Source organism: Porphyromonas bennonis DSM 23058 = JCM 16335, assembly GCF_000375645.1.
Taxonomy (GTDB): domain Bacteria; phylum Bacteroidota; class Bacteroidia; order Bacteroidales; family Porphyromonadaceae; genus Porphyromonas_A; species Porphyromonas_A bennonis.
The window spans coordinates 88,459-106,352 of record NZ_AQWR01000002.1 but is presented as its reverse complement, the minus strand read 5'-3'; the positions used below and the strand labels follow the sequence as shown (position 1 = coordinate 106,352).

General features: G+C 57.1%; 17 protein-coding genes. 11 read left to right on the top strand and 6 right to left on the bottom strand.

All coding sequences use genetic code 11. From position 1 onward, the window contains the following. Positions 1-33: 33 nt before the first annotated feature. The 6 genes from B088_RS00915 to rplU all read right to left on the bottom strand — a co-directional run bounded on the left by B088_RS00915 (position 34) and on the right by rplU (position 3,556). Positions 34-708, bottom strand: a complete 675-nt coding sequence (locus tag B088_RS00915; RefSeq protein ID WP_018106528.1) for a peptidylprolyl isomerase — start codon at positions 706-708, stop codon at positions 34-36. A 5-nt stretch (positions 709-713) separates the two neighbouring features. Next, positions 714-1,448 (bottom strand): RNA methyltransferase, encoded by a 735-nt coding sequence (locus tag B088_RS00910; protein ID WP_018106527.1) that lies wholly within the window; start codon positions 1,446-1,448, stop codon positions 714-716. Next, on the bottom strand, positions 1,432-2,142 hold the full coding sequence (locus tag B088_RS00905; protein WP_018106526.1) for an HAD family hydrolase: 711 nt from the start codon (positions 2,140-2,142) through the stop codon (positions 1,432-1,434). The genes B088_RS00910 and B088_RS00905 overlap by 17 nt, the downstream gene beginning before the upstream one ends. Next, positions 2,139-2,720 (bottom strand): C40 family peptidase, encoded by a 582-nt coding sequence (locus B088_RS00900; RefSeq protein ID WP_038973783.1) that lies wholly within the window; start codon positions 2,718-2,720, stop codon positions 2,139-2,141. Before B088_RS00900 ends, B088_RS00905 begins: the two co-directional genes overlap by 4 nt. 196 nt (positions 2,721-2,916) lie before the next feature. Next, positions 2,917-3,186 carry a 50S ribosomal protein L27 gene (gene rpmA / locus B088_RS00895; protein ID WP_018106524.1) on the bottom strand — a complete coding sequence of 90 codons (270 nt, stop codon included), beginning with the start codon at positions 3,184-3,186 and terminating at the stop codon, positions 2,917-2,919. A 52-nt stretch (positions 3,187-3,238) separates the two neighbouring features. Then, complete coding sequence (rplU, locus tag B088_RS00890) at positions 3,239-3,556, bottom strand: 50S ribosomal protein L21 (RefSeq protein ID WP_018106523.1); 318 nt, start codon at positions 3,554-3,556, stop codon at positions 3,239-3,241. Positions 3,557-3,961: 405 nt separating this feature from the next. On the opposite strand from rplU, the gene B088_RS00885 reads away from it, so the two are divergent. From B088_RS00885 to B088_RS00835, 11 genes are all read left to right on the top strand, one after another. Further along, positions 3,962-5,290: a hypothetical protein gene (locus B088_RS00885; protein ID WP_018106522.1), complete on the top strand. Its 1,329-nt coding sequence runs from the start codon at positions 3,962-3,964 to the stop codon at positions 5,288-5,290. A 93-nt stretch (positions 5,291-5,383) separates the two neighbouring features. Continuing rightward, positions 5,384-6,739: a tetratricopeptide repeat protein gene (locus B088_RS00880; protein ID WP_018106521.1), complete on the top strand. Its 1,356-nt coding sequence runs from the start codon at positions 5,384-5,386 to the stop codon at positions 6,737-6,739. Positions 6,740-6,768: 29 nt separating this feature from the next. Then, the gene (locus tag B088_RS00875; protein WP_018106520.1) at positions 6,769-7,533 is read left to right on the top strand and encodes a hypothetical protein; all 765 of its coding nucleotides are present in this window, start codon (positions 6,769-6,771) and stop codon (positions 7,531-7,533) included. A 64-nt stretch (positions 7,534-7,597) separates the two neighbouring features. After that, on the top strand, positions 7,598-8,857 hold the full coding sequence (locus B088_RS00870) for a hemolysin family protein (protein WP_018106519.1): 1,260 nt from the start codon (positions 7,598-7,600) through the stop codon (positions 8,855-8,857). Between the two features lie 21 nt (positions 8,858-8,878). After that, positions 8,879-10,630, top strand: a complete 1,752-nt coding sequence (gene aspS, locus B088_RS00865) for an aspartate--tRNA ligase (RefSeq protein ID WP_025081567.1) — start codon at positions 8,879-8,881, stop codon at positions 10,628-10,630. Between the two features lie 77 nt (positions 10,631-10,707). Further along, on the top strand, positions 10,708-13,203 hold the full coding sequence (locus B088_RS00860; RefSeq protein WP_018106517.1) for a beta-mannosidase: 2,496 nt from the start codon (positions 10,708-10,710) through the stop codon (positions 13,201-13,203). Next, complete coding sequence (locus B088_RS00855; RefSeq protein WP_018106516.1) at positions 13,190-13,942, top strand: copper homeostasis protein CutC; 753 nt, start codon at positions 13,190-13,192, stop codon at positions 13,940-13,942. Before B088_RS00860 ends, B088_RS00855 begins: the two co-directional genes overlap by 14 nt. Next, positions 13,939-14,664, top strand: a complete 726-nt coding sequence (locus B088_RS00850; protein ID WP_018106515.1) for a 2-phosphosulfolactate phosphatase — start codon at positions 13,939-13,941, stop codon at positions 14,662-14,664. The genes B088_RS00855 and B088_RS00850 overlap by 4 nt, the downstream gene beginning before the upstream one ends. Before the next feature lie 6 nt (positions 14,665-14,670). Next, on the top strand, positions 14,671-15,675 hold the full coding sequence (locus tag B088_RS00845) for a glucosaminidase domain-containing protein (RefSeq protein ID WP_018106514.1): 1,005 nt from the start codon (positions 14,671-14,673) through the stop codon (positions 15,673-15,675). A gap of 63 nt (positions 15,676-15,738) precedes the next feature. After that, positions 15,739-16,089, top strand: a complete 351-nt coding sequence (locus B088_RS00840; protein ID WP_018106513.1) for a 6-pyruvoyl trahydropterin synthase family protein — start codon at positions 15,739-15,741, stop codon at positions 16,087-16,089. Then, entirely contained in the window at positions 16,086-16,664 is a 579-nt protein-coding gene (locus tag B088_RS00835; RefSeq protein WP_018106512.1) for a 7-carboxy-7-deazaguanine synthase QueE, read from the top strand. The genes B088_RS00840 and B088_RS00835 overlap by 4 nt, the downstream gene beginning before the upstream one ends. The last annotated feature ends 1,230 nt before the right edge of the window (positions 16,665-17,894 follow it).

The following is a 17,894-nucleotide window of genomic DNA, read 5'->3' as shown; positions in this document are numbered from 1 at the left end:
CGTAAAGTTACCATTTTTCTACTATCTCCCAGCCTATGGGCGACTGACGACCTTGGCTGACTTGATGTAGATCTCCTTGCGAGGCTTATCTGTTTCGTCGGTCTCGGTGGCGCAGATCTTCTCGATCGTACGCATCCCGGAGACGATCTGTCCGAAGACGGTGTACTCTCCATCGAGATGAGGGGTGCCGCCCTCGGTCATGTAGGCTTTCTTCACCTCCTCCGGCATCGGTCGTTCCTCGCTCTCAAATTGCTTTAGCTCCCCCTCGAGATAAAACTGCCCCATGACGATGTAGAACTGCAGTCCGTCGCTCCTCCGCTCAGGATTGATGTCATTGCCCACGCGGGCAGCTGCCACTGCGCCCCGCTTGTGGAATAGCTTGGGATAGAGTATCTCCGCCTCTACGGTCGCACGACTGAGGGAGTCGATGTAGGTCCCCTTGGGATCCCTGCCGCCCTTAAGTCCTCCACCGGCCTGTGCCATGAAGTTGCGGATGACGCGGTGGAAGGTGGTCCCGTCGTACGCTCCCTCCCTCACGCGGGAGAGGAAGTTCGCCTTATGGAGCGGCGTCTCGTCGTAGAGCTCGATCACGAAGTCGCCCTTATTTGTCTTGAAGCGGACGTAAGTGGACTTCGGCTCCTCTGCTGCTGCGCTGAGTGCGAGGAGAAGGGTGAGAAAAAGAGTGGCGAATAGAGTGCGGTGATTCATAAGCCTTAGATGATCTGAGAGAAGTGGGAGAGGATAATGGCGGCACTGAGGGCGACATTGAGCGAGTCCCCTGCGGCTGAGGGCGACTTGGGGATCAGGATGGTCTCTGTGCAGAGAGACTTGACCTCGGGACTGAAGCCATGCCCCTCGTTGCCGAAGAGCACCACCGCCTCCCGGGGCACCGATGCCTGACCGATCGGCTCGCCGTCCAGGTCGGCAGCGATGATCGCTCCGTCGTAGCGTCTCAGCGTGGCGGCGAGGTCTATATCGTAGTGTATCGTGAGGGCACCGAGAGCACCGGCGGTCGACTGGACCACCTTAGCCCCGTAGGGATCGGCGCATCCGCGACTCATCAGCAGGGTACCGATGCCGAGCCAGTCGCAGAGACGGATGATCGTGCCGATGTTGCCGGGATTCTGCACCTCGTCGAGTGCTACCACCAGTCCCTCGAGCCGGCCGACCGTCTCAGCAGCGGGGATCCTGAGTAGAGCAAGGCAGTCCGACGGGCAGTCGAGCTGAGACACTCTTTTCATCTCCCGCTCAGTGACGAACCGCACCCTCGACTCCTCGATAGGCAGCTCGGTCGGTGCCGTGACCAGGAGTAGCTCTGTGTCAAAGTAGGGGAGCATCTCCTCGACCACCTTGACCGTCTCAGCAACGAAGAGCCCTGAGGCATCCCTATTCTTCTTGAGACGAAGGGAGCGGATCAGCTTGCTCTCCCTCTCAGACAGCTTCTCCATAGGTCACGCGCCACCAAGCAAGCAGAGCCCGCATATTGGGGAAAATAAGGTTGGCTCCCTCGTGCCGAAGGATCTCCTCAGGGATGGGACCGGTAGCCACAGCCACCGTAAATGCTCCGGCGGCAACTGCCGAGCGAACCCCCAGGGGAGCATTCTCCACCACAAGCGCCTCGCCGGCGCTGTGCCCGGTCAGGCTCATCCCGCGGAGATAGGGCTCAGGGTCGGGCTTCCCCTTCTCCACCTTGTCTGCCGTGATCAGCTGCTCCTCCGTGAAGAGCCCCTCGAAGTAGGTCCCTATCCGGGAGAGCGCATTGGCTGTCGTGCTGCCTGTGACCACGCCGAGGTCGATCCCTCGCACCTCCTTGAGGTAAAGGATCAGCTCCCGGACATGAGGAATGGGGCGGAGGAGATCGGCCTGTCTCTCCTCGAAGAGGTGCGTCTTGTAGGCATATACCTCCTCGATGAAGTCCTCCGTCGGATCTTCGTCAAAGGTCTTCCGATAGAGGAGGATAATGGTGTCCCGACCCTTCATCCCCTCGGCGTGGAAGAATTCTCCCTCCTCGTACTTCAGATTATACTTGTCTGCAGCGGTTCGCCAAGCATAGTCGTGGATCGGCATGGAGTCCACGAGTACGCCGTCCATATCGAGGAGGACCAGCTTCGGCTCCTCGGGTGGCAGTGGTGAGATCGTCATTTCTTTACCCTTCCGGCTCCGAGATAGGTCCTGCTGTAGTACGGCTCACTGAGACGGGAGATGATCACGCCGCTCCGGGTGGAGGCGTGGGCAAATTTTCCGTCACTGAGATAGACTCCCACATGGGAGGCGCGCCCGCCCCGCCTGTTGCGGATGTTGAAGAATACCAGATCTCCCTCCCTCAGATCTCCCCGCGAGACCCGCTGGGTCTGACTCATCAGGTCGGCGGAGGACTGTCGTCCGATATTGGTCTCGTAAACCGTCTGGTAGAGCCGGTAGACGAAGCCGGAGCAGTCTGTCCCTCGCCTCGAGGTCCCGCCGAAGCGGTACGGTGTCCGCAGCCAGTCGGCGACGAAGGCGTACAGACCCAGATCATTCTCCGGATAGGATACCTCCATACCAAGCTTGCTCGAGATGCTCTCGCCGAGCGCCACCATCTCCGGGGAGGGCGTCGCTGCAGCCTCAGCAGCCTGCTCTGCAAAGTAGAGCGAACTGATCGGCCGCTTGGTGACGCTGCAGGAGGTCGTGCTGACAAACATCAGCGCAACGGCCAGGAGATAGAGTGGATTTCTTTTCATATCTGACAGTGATCCCGGGTAGGGCGAGGCGGACCGGCTCTCGGACCTTATAATATAAAGAGAAGCGTATGCTCAGCACTCATCTCATGGGGAGAATAGTGACGGAGCATACGCTTATGAGTTTAGTTGGCTAATGTTCTCTGATCGAAACCTATATCAGTAGGGTATCGTCCTGTAGAGCGAAGCCGAGTAGTGATCAGTTGGCGACGATCTCCTTCGCCTCCACGGAGACGATAGACTTGTCACCTGTCGTGGTGCGGAAGGCTACGACACCATCGGTAAGAGCGTAGAGCGTATGATCCTTCCCCATACCCACATGCTCGCCGGGATAGTGGCGGGTGCCACGCTGGCGTACGATGATGTTGCCTGCCTTGACAATCTCGCCGCCAAACTTCTTGACGCCGAGTCGCTTGCTCTCTGATTCGCGACCGTTCTTGGTACTACCTACACCTTTCTTGTGTGCCATATCTTGTATTCAGTATAGTCTTTAGAGTGAGTAAATAACTGACTGTCTCAGATCAGCCTACGATAGACTTGACCTGCAGCTGAGTGTACTGCTGACGATGGCCTTTGAGCTTGCGGTAGCGCTTGCGACGCTTCTTGTGGAAGACCAGCACCTTATCGCCCTTGACGAGGGGCTCTACCACCTCGCAGGTCACCTTGGCACCCTCGATGGTGGGCGCACCTACGGTGATGTTGCCCTCATTGTCCAGCAGCATGACGCGGTCAAAGTCTACCGTGTCGCCCTCCTTGACATCCTTCATGTGGTAGACGAAGAGCTTACCGCCCTCCTCGACCTTAAATTGCTGTCCCTGAATCTCTACGATTCCGTACATATTGCATTAGTTCTTAGAGTGATACCCGGCGGGTGAGATGCCTCTGTGCACCTGCTTATGCGACCCGATGCGGAGTATTTCAGCTGCAAAGGTACTGATTTCCTTTGACATCCCCTACCACACTGACCTTTTTCGGACAAGTCGGACGTGTCGGATAAGTCGGATAAGATAGCGCGCCGGGCGTCGGGGACGGCACCCCGATCTGGGTGAAATCTATTTCCGGTACTAGATCTGCCTCTCCGGGGACCCGCTCACCAGCGGGGTTTGGAGGGATGGGGCGATCGGACGGGTGGGGGACTTGTGGTGGGGAGGATTTGCGAAGCAGTGTAGAATTACCGATATTTGTCGTCGACTTTGTGTGGGTGCTGTAGCTCGCATGAGTGGACTAACAAATCATCATCTCGTATGCTATCCCCGAGGATAAGACTTTACTCGACTGTCTTTACCATACTCACCCTGGGTCTCCTCAGCACCCCGCTGCAGGCTCAGGATATGCAGTCCTCGCCGACCACTCGGTACGGCTATGGCCTCCCCGCCCACGCCACTCCTACTATCTGGCGGGGTATGGGCGGTGTCGGTATCGCCCTGAGCAACCCTAAGGCGATCAACTTCACCAACCCTGCTGCATTCGCCTCCACCGACTCCCTCTCCTTCCTGATGGATGTGGCGACATCGGTTCACTTCGGTCAGTACCGCGATGCGACGGTCAGCAAGCCCTCACTGCAGGGCGGGCTGGACTATCTGGCGGTCCAGTTTCCGATCTATGGCGACCGGGTGGCGCTGAGTCTCGGGCTGATCCCCTCTTTCTATACCGGGTATGGTATGGTCTCGACGCAGGGCGTGGAGGGCGATAGCGAGGAGGTGAAGTATGTACAAAACTTTACCGGCAGGGGCTCCTTCCAGACCGCTTACCTCGGCATCGGTGCCGAGGTGGTGCGCAACCTTCATATAGGAGTCAGTGCGAAGTATCTATTTGGGTCGGAGACCCACTCCTGGACCCTGGTGCCAAACTTCTCCCAGCTCACGCAGAGTATGGAGACTCACCGTCTGAGAATAAGCTCCCTACAGGCAGAGGCTGGACTGCAGTATAGACTGCTCCTCCCCTCTCGATCCAAGGATCCCTCCACCGCCACGCGCGACCAGATCGTCCTCGGTGCCACCTACAGCCCCGGGCTCCCTCTGGATCCGGAGGCTACGCTGATCGTCAATCGGAATGTCAACTCTCAGACTCGCCCGGATATCGAGAATAAGAATCTGGTGCTGGAGACCTCGACCCCTCATACCATCGGTGTGGGGCTGGCATGGGTGCGGCCGACGAAGTACGCCCTATCGGCGGACCTCAAGACCTCACTCTGGAGCCGTGTGCCCAATATCTTTGCCGGCGACGGACTGCAGCTGAGGGACAGCTACTATGCGGCAGCAGGATTTCAGATCCTCCCCGATCCCTACTCGAGCAACTACGGCAGGATGATCACCTACTCCGGCGGAGTCAACTTCTCCACCTCCTACTACGAGGTGGCACCGATCGGACAGATGAAGTATATCGGTGCCTCGATAGGCGTGGGGCTGCCGATCCTCCTCTATGGTCTGGAGCGCAACTCGGCGATCAATCTCTCGCTCGAGTACAAGCATGGACTGGCCGATAAGGCGAGTGGCTTCAGCAGCGATATGCTTCGGCTCACGCTGGGCTTCGCCTTCAATGAGACCTGGTTCCGCAAGCTGAAGATCTATTGATACAGTAAACCAATTCCGGATATTTTCGTCATAATTGTACCGATTGAAGCATTCGGATAATCATATAGAAAACTAAAAATCAAACTCATATCAATGAAATCATTACTTTTTACCCTCGCACTGGGACTAGGTCTCTCGGCATATGCCGGCACCTATGTGACCCCCTCCATGACCGCTGAGCCGGATACGGCTGCTTGCGCGAAGAACACGAAGTACTATAAGATCTACCTCAAGAGTAAGAACTACGTAGATGCCTACACCTTCTGGAAGCGCGTCTACGACGAGTGCCCTGCGCAGTCCAAGGACCTCTATATCCAGGGAGCTGAGATCCTCAACTGGAGAATCGAGAATGCCAAAACCCCCGAGGAGAAGAAGAAGGCCTACGAGGAGCTGATGGGGATGTACGATACCCGCATCAAGTACTTCGGCGACGATGAGGAGACTGGTGAGGACTATATCCTCGGCAGTATGATCTCCGATCAGCTGAAGTACTATCCGGACGATGTGGACTACTCCAAGATGTATGAGCGGCTGAAGCCGGTGATCGACAAGCGTGGCGCAAAGACCGATCCGCTGACGCTCTACTACTTTACCTACGCGTCTCTGCTCCGCTCCTCACTGGATCCGAGCCTCAAGGAGCAGTATGTCAAGGATCAGACCTATGCGGACAAGCTCTTTGCAGAGGCTAAGGCGAGTGCCGAGGCGGCCGGTAATACGAGCCATGCCGAGGCGATCGCCAGCTACCAGGCCACCTCACTCCAGGCCTTTGCTGCCAGTGGTGCGGCCAGCTGCGATGTGATGGAGTCGATCTACGGACCTCAGATCAAGGAGAAGAGCAGCGACAAGACTTTCCTCAAGGAGACGATCGCTCTCTTCCAGAGCGTCGGCTGTACGGAGAGTCCCTCCTACTATGCTGCCTCTGAGGCGATGTTTAATCTCGAGCCGAGCTCCTCTGCCGCCCTTGGTGTGGCCCGGAAGGCGCTCGCCGATAAGAACTATACCAAGGCTGAGGAGTACTATAAGAAGGCGATCGACCTCAGTACCGATGCGGACGAGAAGGGTGAGGCAAACTACGCTCTCGCCGTGATGTACTACGACCGTCACAGCTACGGCACCGCTCGTCAGTACTGCAACGCCGCTATGGCAGCTAAGCCGGGCTTCGGTGCGCCGATGCTCCTTATCGCCAGCATGTACGCCTCCAGCGCCAGCAGTATCTACCCGGACGATCCGGTGAAGCAGCGCGTCGTCTACTGCCTCGTCGTGGACAAGGCTGCCCGCGCCAAGTCTATGGATCCCAGTGTGGCAGCTCAGGCCAATAAGCTGATCGGCACCTACACGGCTGCCTATCCGGCTAAGGAGGATATCTTCATGCACCCAGACCTGCAGGAGGGGCAGTCCTTTACCGTAGGGGGATGGATCGGAGAGACGACCACGATCCGCGTACGCTGATCGGTCCCTTTACTTATCACTAAGCCCTTATGGAGGAGCCTGAGATAGGATCCTTATCGATACATAGTCAGAGCAAGAAGCCGGTGTACTCCACGATGTGGGGTCGCACCTGCTTCTTCTTTGTCTTACTCTCAGCCCTCCTGATGACCGGATGCAAGGGGCGTAAGTCGGATCTGGCGAGCCGGACCATCGACAGCCTGGGCTACACCTCGATCACTAAGGATGTGGTCACCTTCATCTCCGATAGCGGCGTGACGAAGTATAAGATGGTGACCGACCTGTGGCTCTCTCGGAGCGAACCTGAGGAGCAGTGGGTCTTCCCTAGTGGGCTCTATCTGGAGCAGTTTGACACCCTCTTCCATAAGCAGGCGTCGATCGTCTCTGACACTGCTTACTATCATGTGTCGCGCCACCTCTGGGAGCTGGTCGGAAACATCCATATCCTCAATCGGGAGGGGACGCAATTCTTCGGGAACCGTCTCTTCTGGGACGAGGACAATGAGCTGGTCTACTCGCATGACAGCATCCGGATCCTGAGAGGACCGGGTGAGGAGCTGAGGAGTCGCTTTGGCTTCAAGAGCAATCAGTACATGACGAAGTACGAGCTGTACGATACTGCCGGGCATATGGATGTCAATGAGGATGGGGAGGTGACCTCCGGTCCCGCCACTGCCACCCCGGCCGACTCGGTGATGCCGCTGGACAGCGTTGCGCCGCCACCCATGCGACCGCGTGACTCGCTCCTGATGAAGCGGTCGCCCGGTAGGTCCAATCCCTATAGACCATCGAGATAGAGGGGAAGGTTATGTATCTTTGTCCGTCACGTCTCCTACCGGAGTCGGAAACTACGATAAGTCGATGATCTACTTCTTCATAGTGCTCTGCGTCCTGCTCTCGGCCTTCTTCAGTGGGTCGGAGACCGCTTTCCTCACCTCAGATCGGCTGCAGGTGGAGCTGGATAGGGCGAAGCGGGGCATCGGGCCGAGGGCTCAGACCTTCCTCTTCGACCGACCGGGGAAGTACATCACCACCGTCCTGGTGGCGAATAATGTGATCAACGTGATCTATGGGCTGCTCTTTGCCGCCCTCCTCGAGCCGGTACTTAAGCAGTGGATGACCAATGCCTTCCTCATCGTGCTGATCCAGACGCTGATCTCTACCGCCGTGGTGATCGTCTTCGGGGAGTATGTCCCCAAGTCTGTGGCTAAGGCGAGGCCCAATGAGTATATGCAGCTTGCCTCGCTGCCTCTCACCTTTGCCTACTTCCTCTTCTATCCGATCACGCTCCTCGCCGGTGGGCTGACGAATCTGATCCTGAAGCTCTTCGGTGCTGAGGGGAAGAGCAATGACCAGAATCCGCTCGGTAAGGTGGACCTCGACTACTACATCAGGCAGAATACCGCCGCACAGGACGATCCCATGGTGCAGCGTGAGGCGGTCCTGCTGCAGAATGCACTCGAATTCCCTGACATACAGGTGCGCGACTGTCTCGTGCCGCGCAACGAGCTCTCTGCGGTGGAAGAAGAGACTCCGATAGAGGAGCTGATGGAGCTCTTCATCAATACCGGGTACTCTAAGATCATCGTCTACCGCGAGACGATCGACAATGTGATCGGCTACATACACAGTACGGAGATGTTTCGCTGCCATAGGGATGGAAGCCGCTGGCAGGAGCATATCAAGGAGACGATCTATGTGCCGGAGACACTGACGATCGAGAAGGTGATGCAGACGCTGCTCCTCCGGAAGCGCGGCCTTGCGATCGTGGTGGACGAGCTGGGAGGCACCTCCGGGATCGTCACCCTAGAGGACATCGTGGAGGAGATCTTCGGCGACATCGAGGATGAGCACGATACGGTCCATATCGTCATGCGTAAGGTGAGCGATGAGGAGTACATACTCTCCGGTCGTGCCGGCCTGGATGATATTAATGATAAGTTTCAGATCGGTCTGCCTGAGGAGGAGGACTTCAAGACCATCGCCGGCTATATCCTGTCGGTGTGCCAGTCGATCCCCGGACGGGGAGAGGTGGTGGAGCTTTCCACACGATTTAGCGCAGAGATACTGAGAGCATCAGAGAATAAAATAATCCTCGTGCGGCTGCTCGTCCGGAGTTAGCCGCACACAGTGTGAGATATCATGTATAGAACAAAAACTTGTGGAGAGCTTCGTGCCTCCGACATAGGCTCCGAGGTGACGCTGGCGGGATGGGTCCAGCGGATACGTAAGATGGGCGGGATGACATTCATCGACCTGCGTGATCGGTATGGGATCACGCAGTTGGTCCTCGCCGAGAGCAGCAGCCATGAGCAGCTCGAGAAGGCATCCGAGATCGGGCGGGAGTATGTGATCCAGGCGGTGGGTACCGTCGTGGAGCGCTCCTCGAAGAACCCTAAGATGCCTACCGGTGACATCGAGATCGATGTCCATTCGCTCAATATTCTCTCAGCCTCCGAGACCCCTCCCTTCACGATCGAGGAGGAGTCCGATGGCGGTGATGAGCTTCGGATGAAGTACCGCTACCTCGACATTCGCCGACCCAATGTGGTGCGCAACCTTGCCCTCCGCCACCGGATGGCACAGCTGATCCGTCGCTACCTCGATGGACAGCAGTTTATGGAGGTGGAGACGCCTTTCCTGATCAAGTCCACTCCGGAGGGCGCGCGAGACTTTATCGTCCCCTCGAGGATGAATCCGGGACAATTCTACGCCCTTCCGCAGTCCCCTCAGACCTACAAGCAGCTACTGATGATCGCCGGTATCGACCGGTACTTCCAGGTGGTGAAGTGCTTTCGCGACGAGGATCTGCGTGCCGATCGTCAGCCGGAATTTACCCAGATCGACTGTGAGATGAGCTACGTCCATCAGGATGATGTGACCGACACTTTTGAGGGACTGAGCAAGTACCTATTCAAGGAGATCCTCGGCATAGAGCAGACTGAGCCTTACCTCAAGATGGACTGGCAGGATGCGATGAAGTACTACGGCTCCGATAAGCCGGATATGCGCTTCGACATGAGGATCGTGGAGCTGAAGGAGACGTTCACGGAGACCGGATTCGGAGTCTTTGATGAGGCCTCCTATATCGGTGGTATCTGTGCCAAGGGCTGCGCCCGCTATACCCGCAAGCAGCTGGATGAGCTGACCGACTACGTGAAGAGCCCGCAGGTAGGTGCCAAGGGACTGATCTATGCCCGCATCAATGAGGACGGCAGTGTCAAGAGCAGTGTCGACAAGTTCTACTCCGAGGAACAGAGAGCCAGACTACGTGACGCGATGAAGGCTGAGCCGGGCGATCTGATCCTGATCCTCTGTGGTGACGATGCGATGAAGTGCCGGACTCAGCTGGGACGTCTCCGACTCCAGATGGGACGTCGTGAGGGGCTGATGGACCCGATGAACTTTAAGTGTCTCTGGGTGGTCAATTTCCCGCTCTTTGAGTGGAGTGAGGAGGAGGGTCGCTTCATGGCGATGCACCACCCATTCACCATGCCGGTGGAGGAGGACATTCCGCTGCTGGAGACCGATCCCGGTAAGGTGCGCGCCTATGCCTACGATATGGTGATCAATGGTGTCGAAGTGGGTGGCGGCTCGATCCGTATCCACGACACCAAGCTCCAGGACCGGATGTTCCATGCCCTCGGCTTCACTGAGGAGCGCGCTCAGGAGCAATTTGGCTTCCTGATGAATGCCTTCAAGTATGGTGCACCGCCCCACGGAGGTATTGCCTACGGCTTTGACCGCTGGGTATCCCTCTTCGCCGGACTGGACAGCATCCGCGACACGATCGCTTTCCCGAAGAATACCTCCGGTCGCGATGTGATGGTTGATGCTCCTGCCACGGTGGACCAGAAGCAGCTGGATGAGCTGCACATTGCGCTTAAGAAGTAAGTCCCTATTCATATACAAGAGGAAGATCAGCTGTCTCTGTCGGACGCAGATCTTCCTCTTTTTATTTCACAGTCTCTATGCTTGTCCGAAGAGCTCTCCTTGCCCTCTCTCTGCTTGCCCTCCTGCCGTCGCTTACCGCTCAGATCGTCCTGAGCCACTTCGACCTGACGGAGGAGGGGCGGCCCGACTCCACCTCTGTCGCCGTGGAGATCCCCTCTATGGTGCAGCGAGACCTGCTCCGTCAAGGACTAATCCCCCATCCCTTTGTCGGCACCTCCGAGGACAGCATCCAGTGGGTGAGCGATAGGGAGTGGGTCTATCGGACCAGCTTTGAACTGCCGAGCGAGGAGCTCTCCGGCTACCGCTTGCGCCTCCGGTGGGTCGACACTTTTGCGGAGGTCTATCTTAATGGCGCGCTGCTTGGTCGAACAGAGGACCTCTTCCGGACTTATACCTATGACCTCGACGGTCATCTCAGATCGGGAACCAATCGGCTGGTGATTCGCCTCCTCTCGCCGACGAAGATCGGTCAACTCCTCTACGAGAGCAACGGCTTCAATTACCCTGCCGATAACGACCGCGCTGCGATCTTCTATAGTCCCTACATCCGGACCGCTCCCTACCACTATGGGTGGGACTGGGCACCACGGCTGATCTCGATGGGACTCTTTGCGCCTCCTGTCGTGGAGCGAAAGGAGCGGCTTCATCCGGAGGACTTTTACGTCCGCAGTAAGATCGAGTGGAGCGGCACGGATGCGACCTCAGCTACCCTTACTGTATGTGGCAGCCGGAGAGCGCGCGGGGCATCCCTTACGCTCCTCGATCCGGATGGTTTGGAGCTGGAGCAAGCAGTGCTGACGGGTGACTCGGTCTCCTTTGCTATCCCGAAGCCACGACTCTGGATGCCCAACGGCTGGGGAAAAGTAGAGCGCTACACGCTGGTCTATCAGGACGCTACGGGAGCGAGGGACAGCCTCCGGGTGGGGCTGCGGGAGGTGCACCTCGATCAGACGGACGGGGCGTTCCGCTTCGTGGTCAATCGCCGACCCTTCTACGCCAAGGGTGCCAATTACCTCCCGCACGACCGCCGTATGGGCGACCACGGGAGGAGCCTCGAGCGGTTCTTCGCGGAGGACGTGCTGCCGGCGCACTTCAATATGCTGCGTGTCTGGGGTGGAGGGATCTACGAGACGGAGGAGTTTTACGAGCTGGCAGACCGCTACGGGATCCTTATCTGGCAGGACTTCCCCTTTGCCTGCACCACCTATCCGAGCGACCCCGCCTTTATGGAAAACGTGCGGTGCGAAGTGGCGGATCAGCTCTCGCGTCTCCGCAACCACCCCTCCCTGGCACTCCTCTGCGGCAACAATGAGGTCCGCGAGGGAATGCGCCACTGGGGCTGGAAGTCAAAGTACAGTCCCGAGGTTTGGCAGGAGATGACGACAGGGTATGAAAAGCTCTTCCAAACGCTTCTCCCTGAGAGTGTCGCTCGCTATGCCCCGCATGTCGACTACATACACGGCTCGCCGTATGACTCCAACTGGGGCGATCTCGAGAGCCTCTCCCGCAGCGATGCACACTACTGGGGGATGTGGTTTGGCGAAGAGGACTACACCACATTTGATCACAATCCAGGGCGCTTCGCAAGCGAGTACGGGCTGCAGTCCTTCCCCGAGATGAAGACCGTCAGGAGCTTTGCCCGGGAGGCAGACTCCCTCAGCCTCGACCATCCTCTCGTGGCGCATCGGCAGCGCTCCCCGGGAGGCAATGAGCGGCTGCGGCTCTATATGGAGCGTGACTACCCGGCGCCTGAGAGCTTTGCCGACTTCACCTACCTGAGTCTCCTTGAGCAGCGAGATGCCACCGGCTATGCGATCCGTGCCGTCCGTCGCGCCTATCCCTATAACGCCGGTTCGCTCTACTGGCAGATCAATGATGTCTGGCCCACCGTCAGCTGGTCCTCCGTCGACTACTGGGGCAATCACAAGGCGCTCCACTATGCGGTGGAGCGCGCCTACCGACCCACGATCGTCGACCTGGTGGAGCGGGGGGACTCGCTCGCCCTCTGTCTCGTCTCCGATGACCCGTTGCTGCGGGGCTCTGTCGATGTGGAGGTGACCTGGATGCGGACAGACGGGAGCCTGCTTGAGAGTCCTTCCCACCATACCTACCGGGTGACTGAGACGCCTCTCTCGGTGCAGCTGGCCCGACTCCCGAAGCCACGGACCTCCGATACCATCCTTGCTCAATTAATCGTGAGGAAAAGTGATGGGCAGGAGGTCGCTCACCAGCTCTACTACAATGTCCGTCCCCGGCAGATGAAGTTGCCCCGCCCGCGCTATTTGGTCGAGGAGCGACTGACGGAGCATGGGCTGACGGTCACCATTACCGCCGAGACCCTGATCAAGGATCTCTTTATCGAGTCCCCCTGGCAGGGCGCTCTCTACTCGGATAATTTCTTTGACCTGCTCCCGGGGGAGACGAAGACGATACAGATCTCGCATCCTGATGTGGAGAAGGGCGGGCTGACCTTCCACACCCTTAATGACCTGCTGAGAAATGAAGGAAAGTAAACTCATCATCGAGAATTGCGCCGGCGATGTCCCATCGTGCGTCGAGGCTGAGCATGGTGGGGCGAGCCGAATAGAGCTCTGTGCCGCCCTCTCCGAGGGTGGTACTACGCCCTCCTACGGAACAGTGGCGACAGCCCTTCGTCACTGCAACCTGCCGATCATCCCGATCATCCGTCCTCGCTCGGGCGACTTCCTCTACACAGAGACCGAGATCGATGTTATGCTGGAGGATATCCGAGTCCTGAGACGACTGGGAGTGGCCGGTTTCTCACTCGGAGCCCTTACTCCTGATGGAGACTTGGACGAGGAGCTCTGCCGAAGACTGATCCGAGAGGCAGAGGGACTTCCGATCACGCTTCACCGGGCTTTTGATCGGGCGGCATCGCTGGAGACGGCTCTGGAGCAGGCGGTCGCTGTCGGCTTTGCCTGCATTCTCACCTCGGGCGGCACGCCCTCGGCAGTAGACAGTCTGGATCGGATCCGCCGCCTAGTGGAGCAGGCCGATGGACGCATCTGCATCATGGCGGGCAGCGGTATCACGGCCGACAATGCACGTCATGTGGTCCAGTCCACCGGTGTCTCTGCGATTCATGGTACCTTTGCACGGCAGAGGGTTAGTGCCATGCGTCACTCCTCAGCGGCATTTCCACCCTCGTCTACGGCTCTGGTTCCAGAGAGGAACTACAGAGTGACCGATGCCGAGGCTATTTCATCCATGCGTCAGAGTCTTTTATCATGAATACGATCGATATTGTTCTCTCACCCGAGTTGCTTGATGTCTACAGGCCTACTGAGCCGACCACTTTCGTGGTGGTCGATATCCTCAGAGCCAGTTCGACGATGGTCGCTGCCTTCGACAACGGTGTACGCCGGATCTTTCCCATCGAGGCCATAGAGGAAGCAAAGGCGGCAGCTGCGGCGGGGCACCTCGTCGGTGCAGAGCGGAAGTGTGTCAAGTGCGACTTCGCTGATCTTGGCAACGATCCGCTCGAGTATAGTCCCGAGCAGGTGCGCGACAAGGAGATCTACTTCACCACCACCAATGGCACCCGGACGCTGAAGAAATGTATGAGCTTTGGTCCGGAGCATAGTGTGGTCGTCGGGGCATTCACCAATATTGGCACCGTCGCTGAGTACTGCCGGGGACGCAATGTCCTCTCCGTCTGTGCCGGCTGGGAGGGGCATGTCTGCATCGAGGATGCACTCTTCGGTGCCGCCCTCGCTGACCGCCTGTCCGGAAGCCACACGCTCGGCAGTGATGCGGTGCGGATGGTGCTCGACTACTACCGTAGCCACTCGTCCGACATCGTGGGCGCCATCAAGCAGAGCGACCACTACCAGCGCCTCCTCCGTGTGGGGAAGGCAGAGGCTCTCTCGTACTGCATTGACCTCGACTGCTCTACCGCTCTACCCATCGCCGGCACCGATGCTCAGGAACGTATCGTCTTACATAATAAGTAAAACGCCATGACCCGTAAAGTCCTCGCTCTCCTCTTACCGCTCCTGCTCCTCACCGGCTGTGGAAGTACCCGAAATGCTGCCAATCAGCAGGTGAGCCGGATGCCCATGCCGGGGAAGAACCCCTCCTACAACGCCTACATCCGGCAGTATGCCCCCGCTGCGCTGCAGAGCCAGAGGCAGTTTGGCATTCCTGCCTCCATCACCATGGCTCAAGGTCTGCTGGAGAGCGGGGCGGGGGGAAGTGCTCTGGCGCAGAAGTCCAATAATCACTTCGGTATCAAGTGCCACAATAGCTGGCGGGGTGCACGCACCTACCACCGCGACGACAACCCCCGCGACTGCTTCAGGGTGTACGATGATCCGCTCGACTCCTACCTCGACCATGGGCAGTTCCTCACTGGCAACCGCCGGTACAGCTCACTCTTCCGTATAGACATGACCGACTATAAGGGTTGGGCAAAGGGGCTGCAGAGTGCCGGCTACGCCACCGACAGAGGCTACGCCAATAAGCTCATCAAGATCATCGAGGACTACCAGCTCTACCTGCTCGTGGATGGTAATCTGGAGCGTGACTACGCCTATAACCGACCCGAGCAGCCACGCCGAACGGTTAGCCAAAAGCCCCCTATGAAGTATGAGAAGCCGGCCTCCCGTGAGACCACCCCCGCCGGTGTTCGAGAGATCTACAAGAGCTACGGTCTCCTTTATGTTCTCGCGAAGAGGGAGGACGACCTCGCCAGTATCGCTCGTGACCTCGATATCTCGGAGAAGAAGCTGACGGACTACAACGACTTCCCGCCCGGCTACCCGATCGAGGAGGGCGACATCATCTACCTCCAGCGGAAACTCCGTCGTGCCGATCCGCCCTACTATCGCCATGAGGTGAGGGTAGGGGAGTCGATCCACGGCATTGCGCAGAGATACGGGATCCAGCTGCGCTCCCTCTACCAGATGAATAAGCTCGACCCCGCTTATATTCCCCAGGAGGGTGACATCCTGATCCTGAGGTAAGACTGTCAGACGAAGAGACCGCGCGATAAAATCTGTACCTTTGCATCAGGAAGAAAGATTACTATGTATTATATTGCAAAGAGATTAGAGGTGGCGGGAAGCCATCACCTGGAGCTCCCGTACCCGAGTAAGTGCAGTCGCATCCATGGACACAACTGGATCATCACGATCTATTGCCGCGCCGAGGAGCTCAATGCCGAGGGTATGGTGGTAGACTTTAATATCATCAAGGAGCGGATCCACGCCTATCTCGACCATGGGGACTTCAATGAGCTGCTGCCCTTCAACCCCACAGCGGAGAACATTGCCCGCTGGTGTGTGGAGCAGATCCCCAATTGCTATAAGGCAAAGGTGTGCGAGTCGGAGAATAACACCGCGCTCTATACCATCGACGGGACCGACGCCGGCCTATGAAGGTCTGCGAGATCTTTTACTCTCTCCAGGGGGAGGGCGTGCAGGCGGGTACTCCGGCGGTCTTCCTCCGCTTCTCTGGGTGTAACCTGGACTGTGCCTTCTGTGACACAGACTTCCGGTACGGTACCCCGATGACGGAGGAGGAGATCCTCGCTGAGGTGGGTTCGTACCCGGCTCCGCTCGTCGTCGTGACCGGAGGGGAGCCCTCTCTCCAGCTGACGGAGTCCCTCGTCGAGGGACTCCAGGCCCTCGGTAAGCGTGTCGCTGTGGAGACCAATGGCACCCATCCACTCCCCGCCGGAGTGGACTGGATCACCTGCTCGCCTAAGCTTGCCTATGTGGGGGCGAAGGGGCGTGTGGTCCTCGAGCGAGTCGATGAGCTGAAGGTGATCTACGACGGAGAGCATGAGGTGAGCGACTACGGCATCCACGCCGATCACTACCTCCTCCAGCCCTGCGACGTGGGCGACCCGTTGCGCAATCGTGTGATCCTCGATGAGACCGTCGCTTATGTGCTCGCCCATCCGCTGTGGCGCCTCTCCCTCCAGCAGCACAAGCTCCTCGGTGTCCGCTGACACGGGCTTTGTAGGAATCCAATCGGATACAACTGATAACGGGTTACAGGTAGCCTAGGCTACCTGTAACCCGTTATTGTTTAGGGGGGACTATATCCGAGGTCCTCGGAGCGTGCCCATTAAGTACCGAACAAAACGTCCGACACTTATGTCGGCGCTCAACGTCCAGTGAGGCTCCAGATGCAAAAGTGCGCACTCATCAACGCCCGGGAGATTGAATTCCCTAAATCATAGTGGTCGAAAGATACGCAATAAAACTCAGGAGGAAGACCACTGCAGCTTTACCCCAAGTCATATTTTTCTCCAATATGCAGATTGTTACAGCCCACAAGAAAAAGCCGATAGCAAACATCCAGCTACTGAGCTGTATATCTAGGACTTCTGTCCGTGCTAAGAGCAAAAAAATACTATAGGCAATAGCAATAACGAGGATTGTGCGTCGTAATGCTATGCTCTTCAAAATGGTCTTATCTCCCATAATTTCGGTATTCGTTAGTTAATGTTTGCTGCAGTTTCGGAAGCATATTCTATCGCAGAACTTGGCGAAAACATCATCTTTTCGTCTGTTGCCCTTGTCTCGGGATATAAAGTTAGCGGGTTTGTTAAGCAGGTTTGATTTGGTCTTTATAGAGAGATTATCGTAAACTCGAGCTGACAAGCTGTCAATATCGGTAAATGACGTTAGTGGTTTAGGGTTGTTATCTATTGCTGCTCTGAGATTCAGAACGAGAGTTGCACAAGCGTCAACATATGCCTCTGTTGCCGATGAGTTTAAAGATTCTTAATTAGGAGCATTTGTTTCATACCTCTGACAGGAGCTGGCAAGGGTGAGTGTACATAAAGGTGCTGTTGAAAGAAAGCCTTTTCTCATGACGGTAAATGTTTTATTGGTTTGGTAATATGGCAAATATAAGAGGTTATTTCTAAAAACCAAATTGAGGTGCTGTTTGTTTTTTTAGCTTTAGAAGATACTTTTCGTGCTTAGAAGGGATCCCAGTCATTTACTTGGATTTGCCTTTTAATGGCTCTACTCTCACAGGGAAAACTATTACCGGTATTAGTGATCACTAAACCCGGTAATAGTGATCACTAATATCGGGTTTAGTTTGGGGGCTCAGGTCTGACGCATCTGAACTATACAGTAAACCATCTGATGCTCGTCAGAGAGGTTAATGCTTAGGCAACCGCACGAGTGGTCTCTCTATAAACATCGCTCATCTCCGATGTGAC

Excerpts from the sequence above, each read along its gene's own strand:
- B088_RS00915 (WP_018106528.1), bottom strand. The coding sequence starts at position 708 with ATGAATCACCGCACTCTATTCGCCACTCTTTTTCTCACCCTTCTCCTC.
- B088_RS00910 (WP_018106527.1), bottom strand. The coding sequence starts at position 1,448 with ATGGAGAAGCTGTCTGAGAGGGAGAGCAAGCTGATCCGCTCCCTTCGT.
- B088_RS00905 (WP_018106526.1), bottom strand. The coding sequence starts at position 2,142 with ATGACGATCTCACCACTGCCACCCGAGGAGCCGAAGCTGGTCCTCCTC.
- B088_RS00900 (WP_038973783.1), bottom strand. The coding sequence starts at position 2,720 with ATGAAAAGAAATCCACTCTATCTCCTGGCCGTTGCGCTGATGTTTGTC.
- rpmA (WP_018106524.1), bottom strand. The coding sequence starts at position 3,186 with ATGGCACACAAGAAAGGTGTAGGTAGTACCAAGAACGGTCGCGAATCA.
- rplU (WP_018106523.1), bottom strand. The coding sequence starts at position 3,556 with ATGTACGGAATCGTAGAGATTCAGGGACAGCAATTTAAGGTCGAGGAG.
- B088_RS00885 (WP_018106522.1), top strand. The coding sequence starts at position 3,962 with ATGCTATCCCCGAGGATAAGACTTTACTCGACTGTCTTTACCATACTC.
- B088_RS00880 (WP_018106521.1), top strand. The coding sequence starts at position 5,384 with ATGAAATCATTACTTTTTACCCTCGCACTGGGACTAGGTCTCTCGGCA.
- B088_RS00875 (WP_018106520.1), top strand. The coding sequence starts at position 6,769 with ATGGAGGAGCCTGAGATAGGATCCTTATCGATACATAGTCAGAGCAAG.
- B088_RS00870 (WP_018106519.1), top strand. The coding sequence starts at position 7,598 with ATGATCTACTTCTTCATAGTGCTCTGCGTCCTGCTCTCGGCCTTCTTC.
- aspS (WP_025081567.1), top strand. The coding sequence starts at position 8,879 with ATGTATAGAACAAAAACTTGTGGAGAGCTTCGTGCCTCCGACATAGGC.
- B088_RS00860 (WP_018106517.1), top strand. The coding sequence starts at position 10,708 with ATGCTTGTCCGAAGAGCTCTCCTTGCCCTCTCTCTGCTTGCCCTCCTG.
- B088_RS00855 (WP_018106516.1), top strand. The coding sequence starts at position 13,190 with ATGAAGGAAAGTAAACTCATCATCGAGAATTGCGCCGGCGATGTCCCA.
- B088_RS00850 (WP_018106515.1), top strand. The coding sequence starts at position 13,939 with ATGAATACGATCGATATTGTTCTCTCACCCGAGTTGCTTGATGTCTAC.
- B088_RS00845 (WP_018106514.1), top strand. The coding sequence starts at position 14,671 with ATGACCCGTAAAGTCCTCGCTCTCCTCTTACCGCTCCTGCTCCTCACC.
- B088_RS00840 (WP_018106513.1), top strand. The coding sequence starts at position 15,739 with ATGTATTATATTGCAAAGAGATTAGAGGTGGCGGGAAGCCATCACCTG.
- B088_RS00835 (WP_018106512.1), top strand. The coding sequence starts at position 16,086 with ATGAAGGTCTGCGAGATCTTTTACTCTCTCCAGGGGGAGGGCGTGCAG.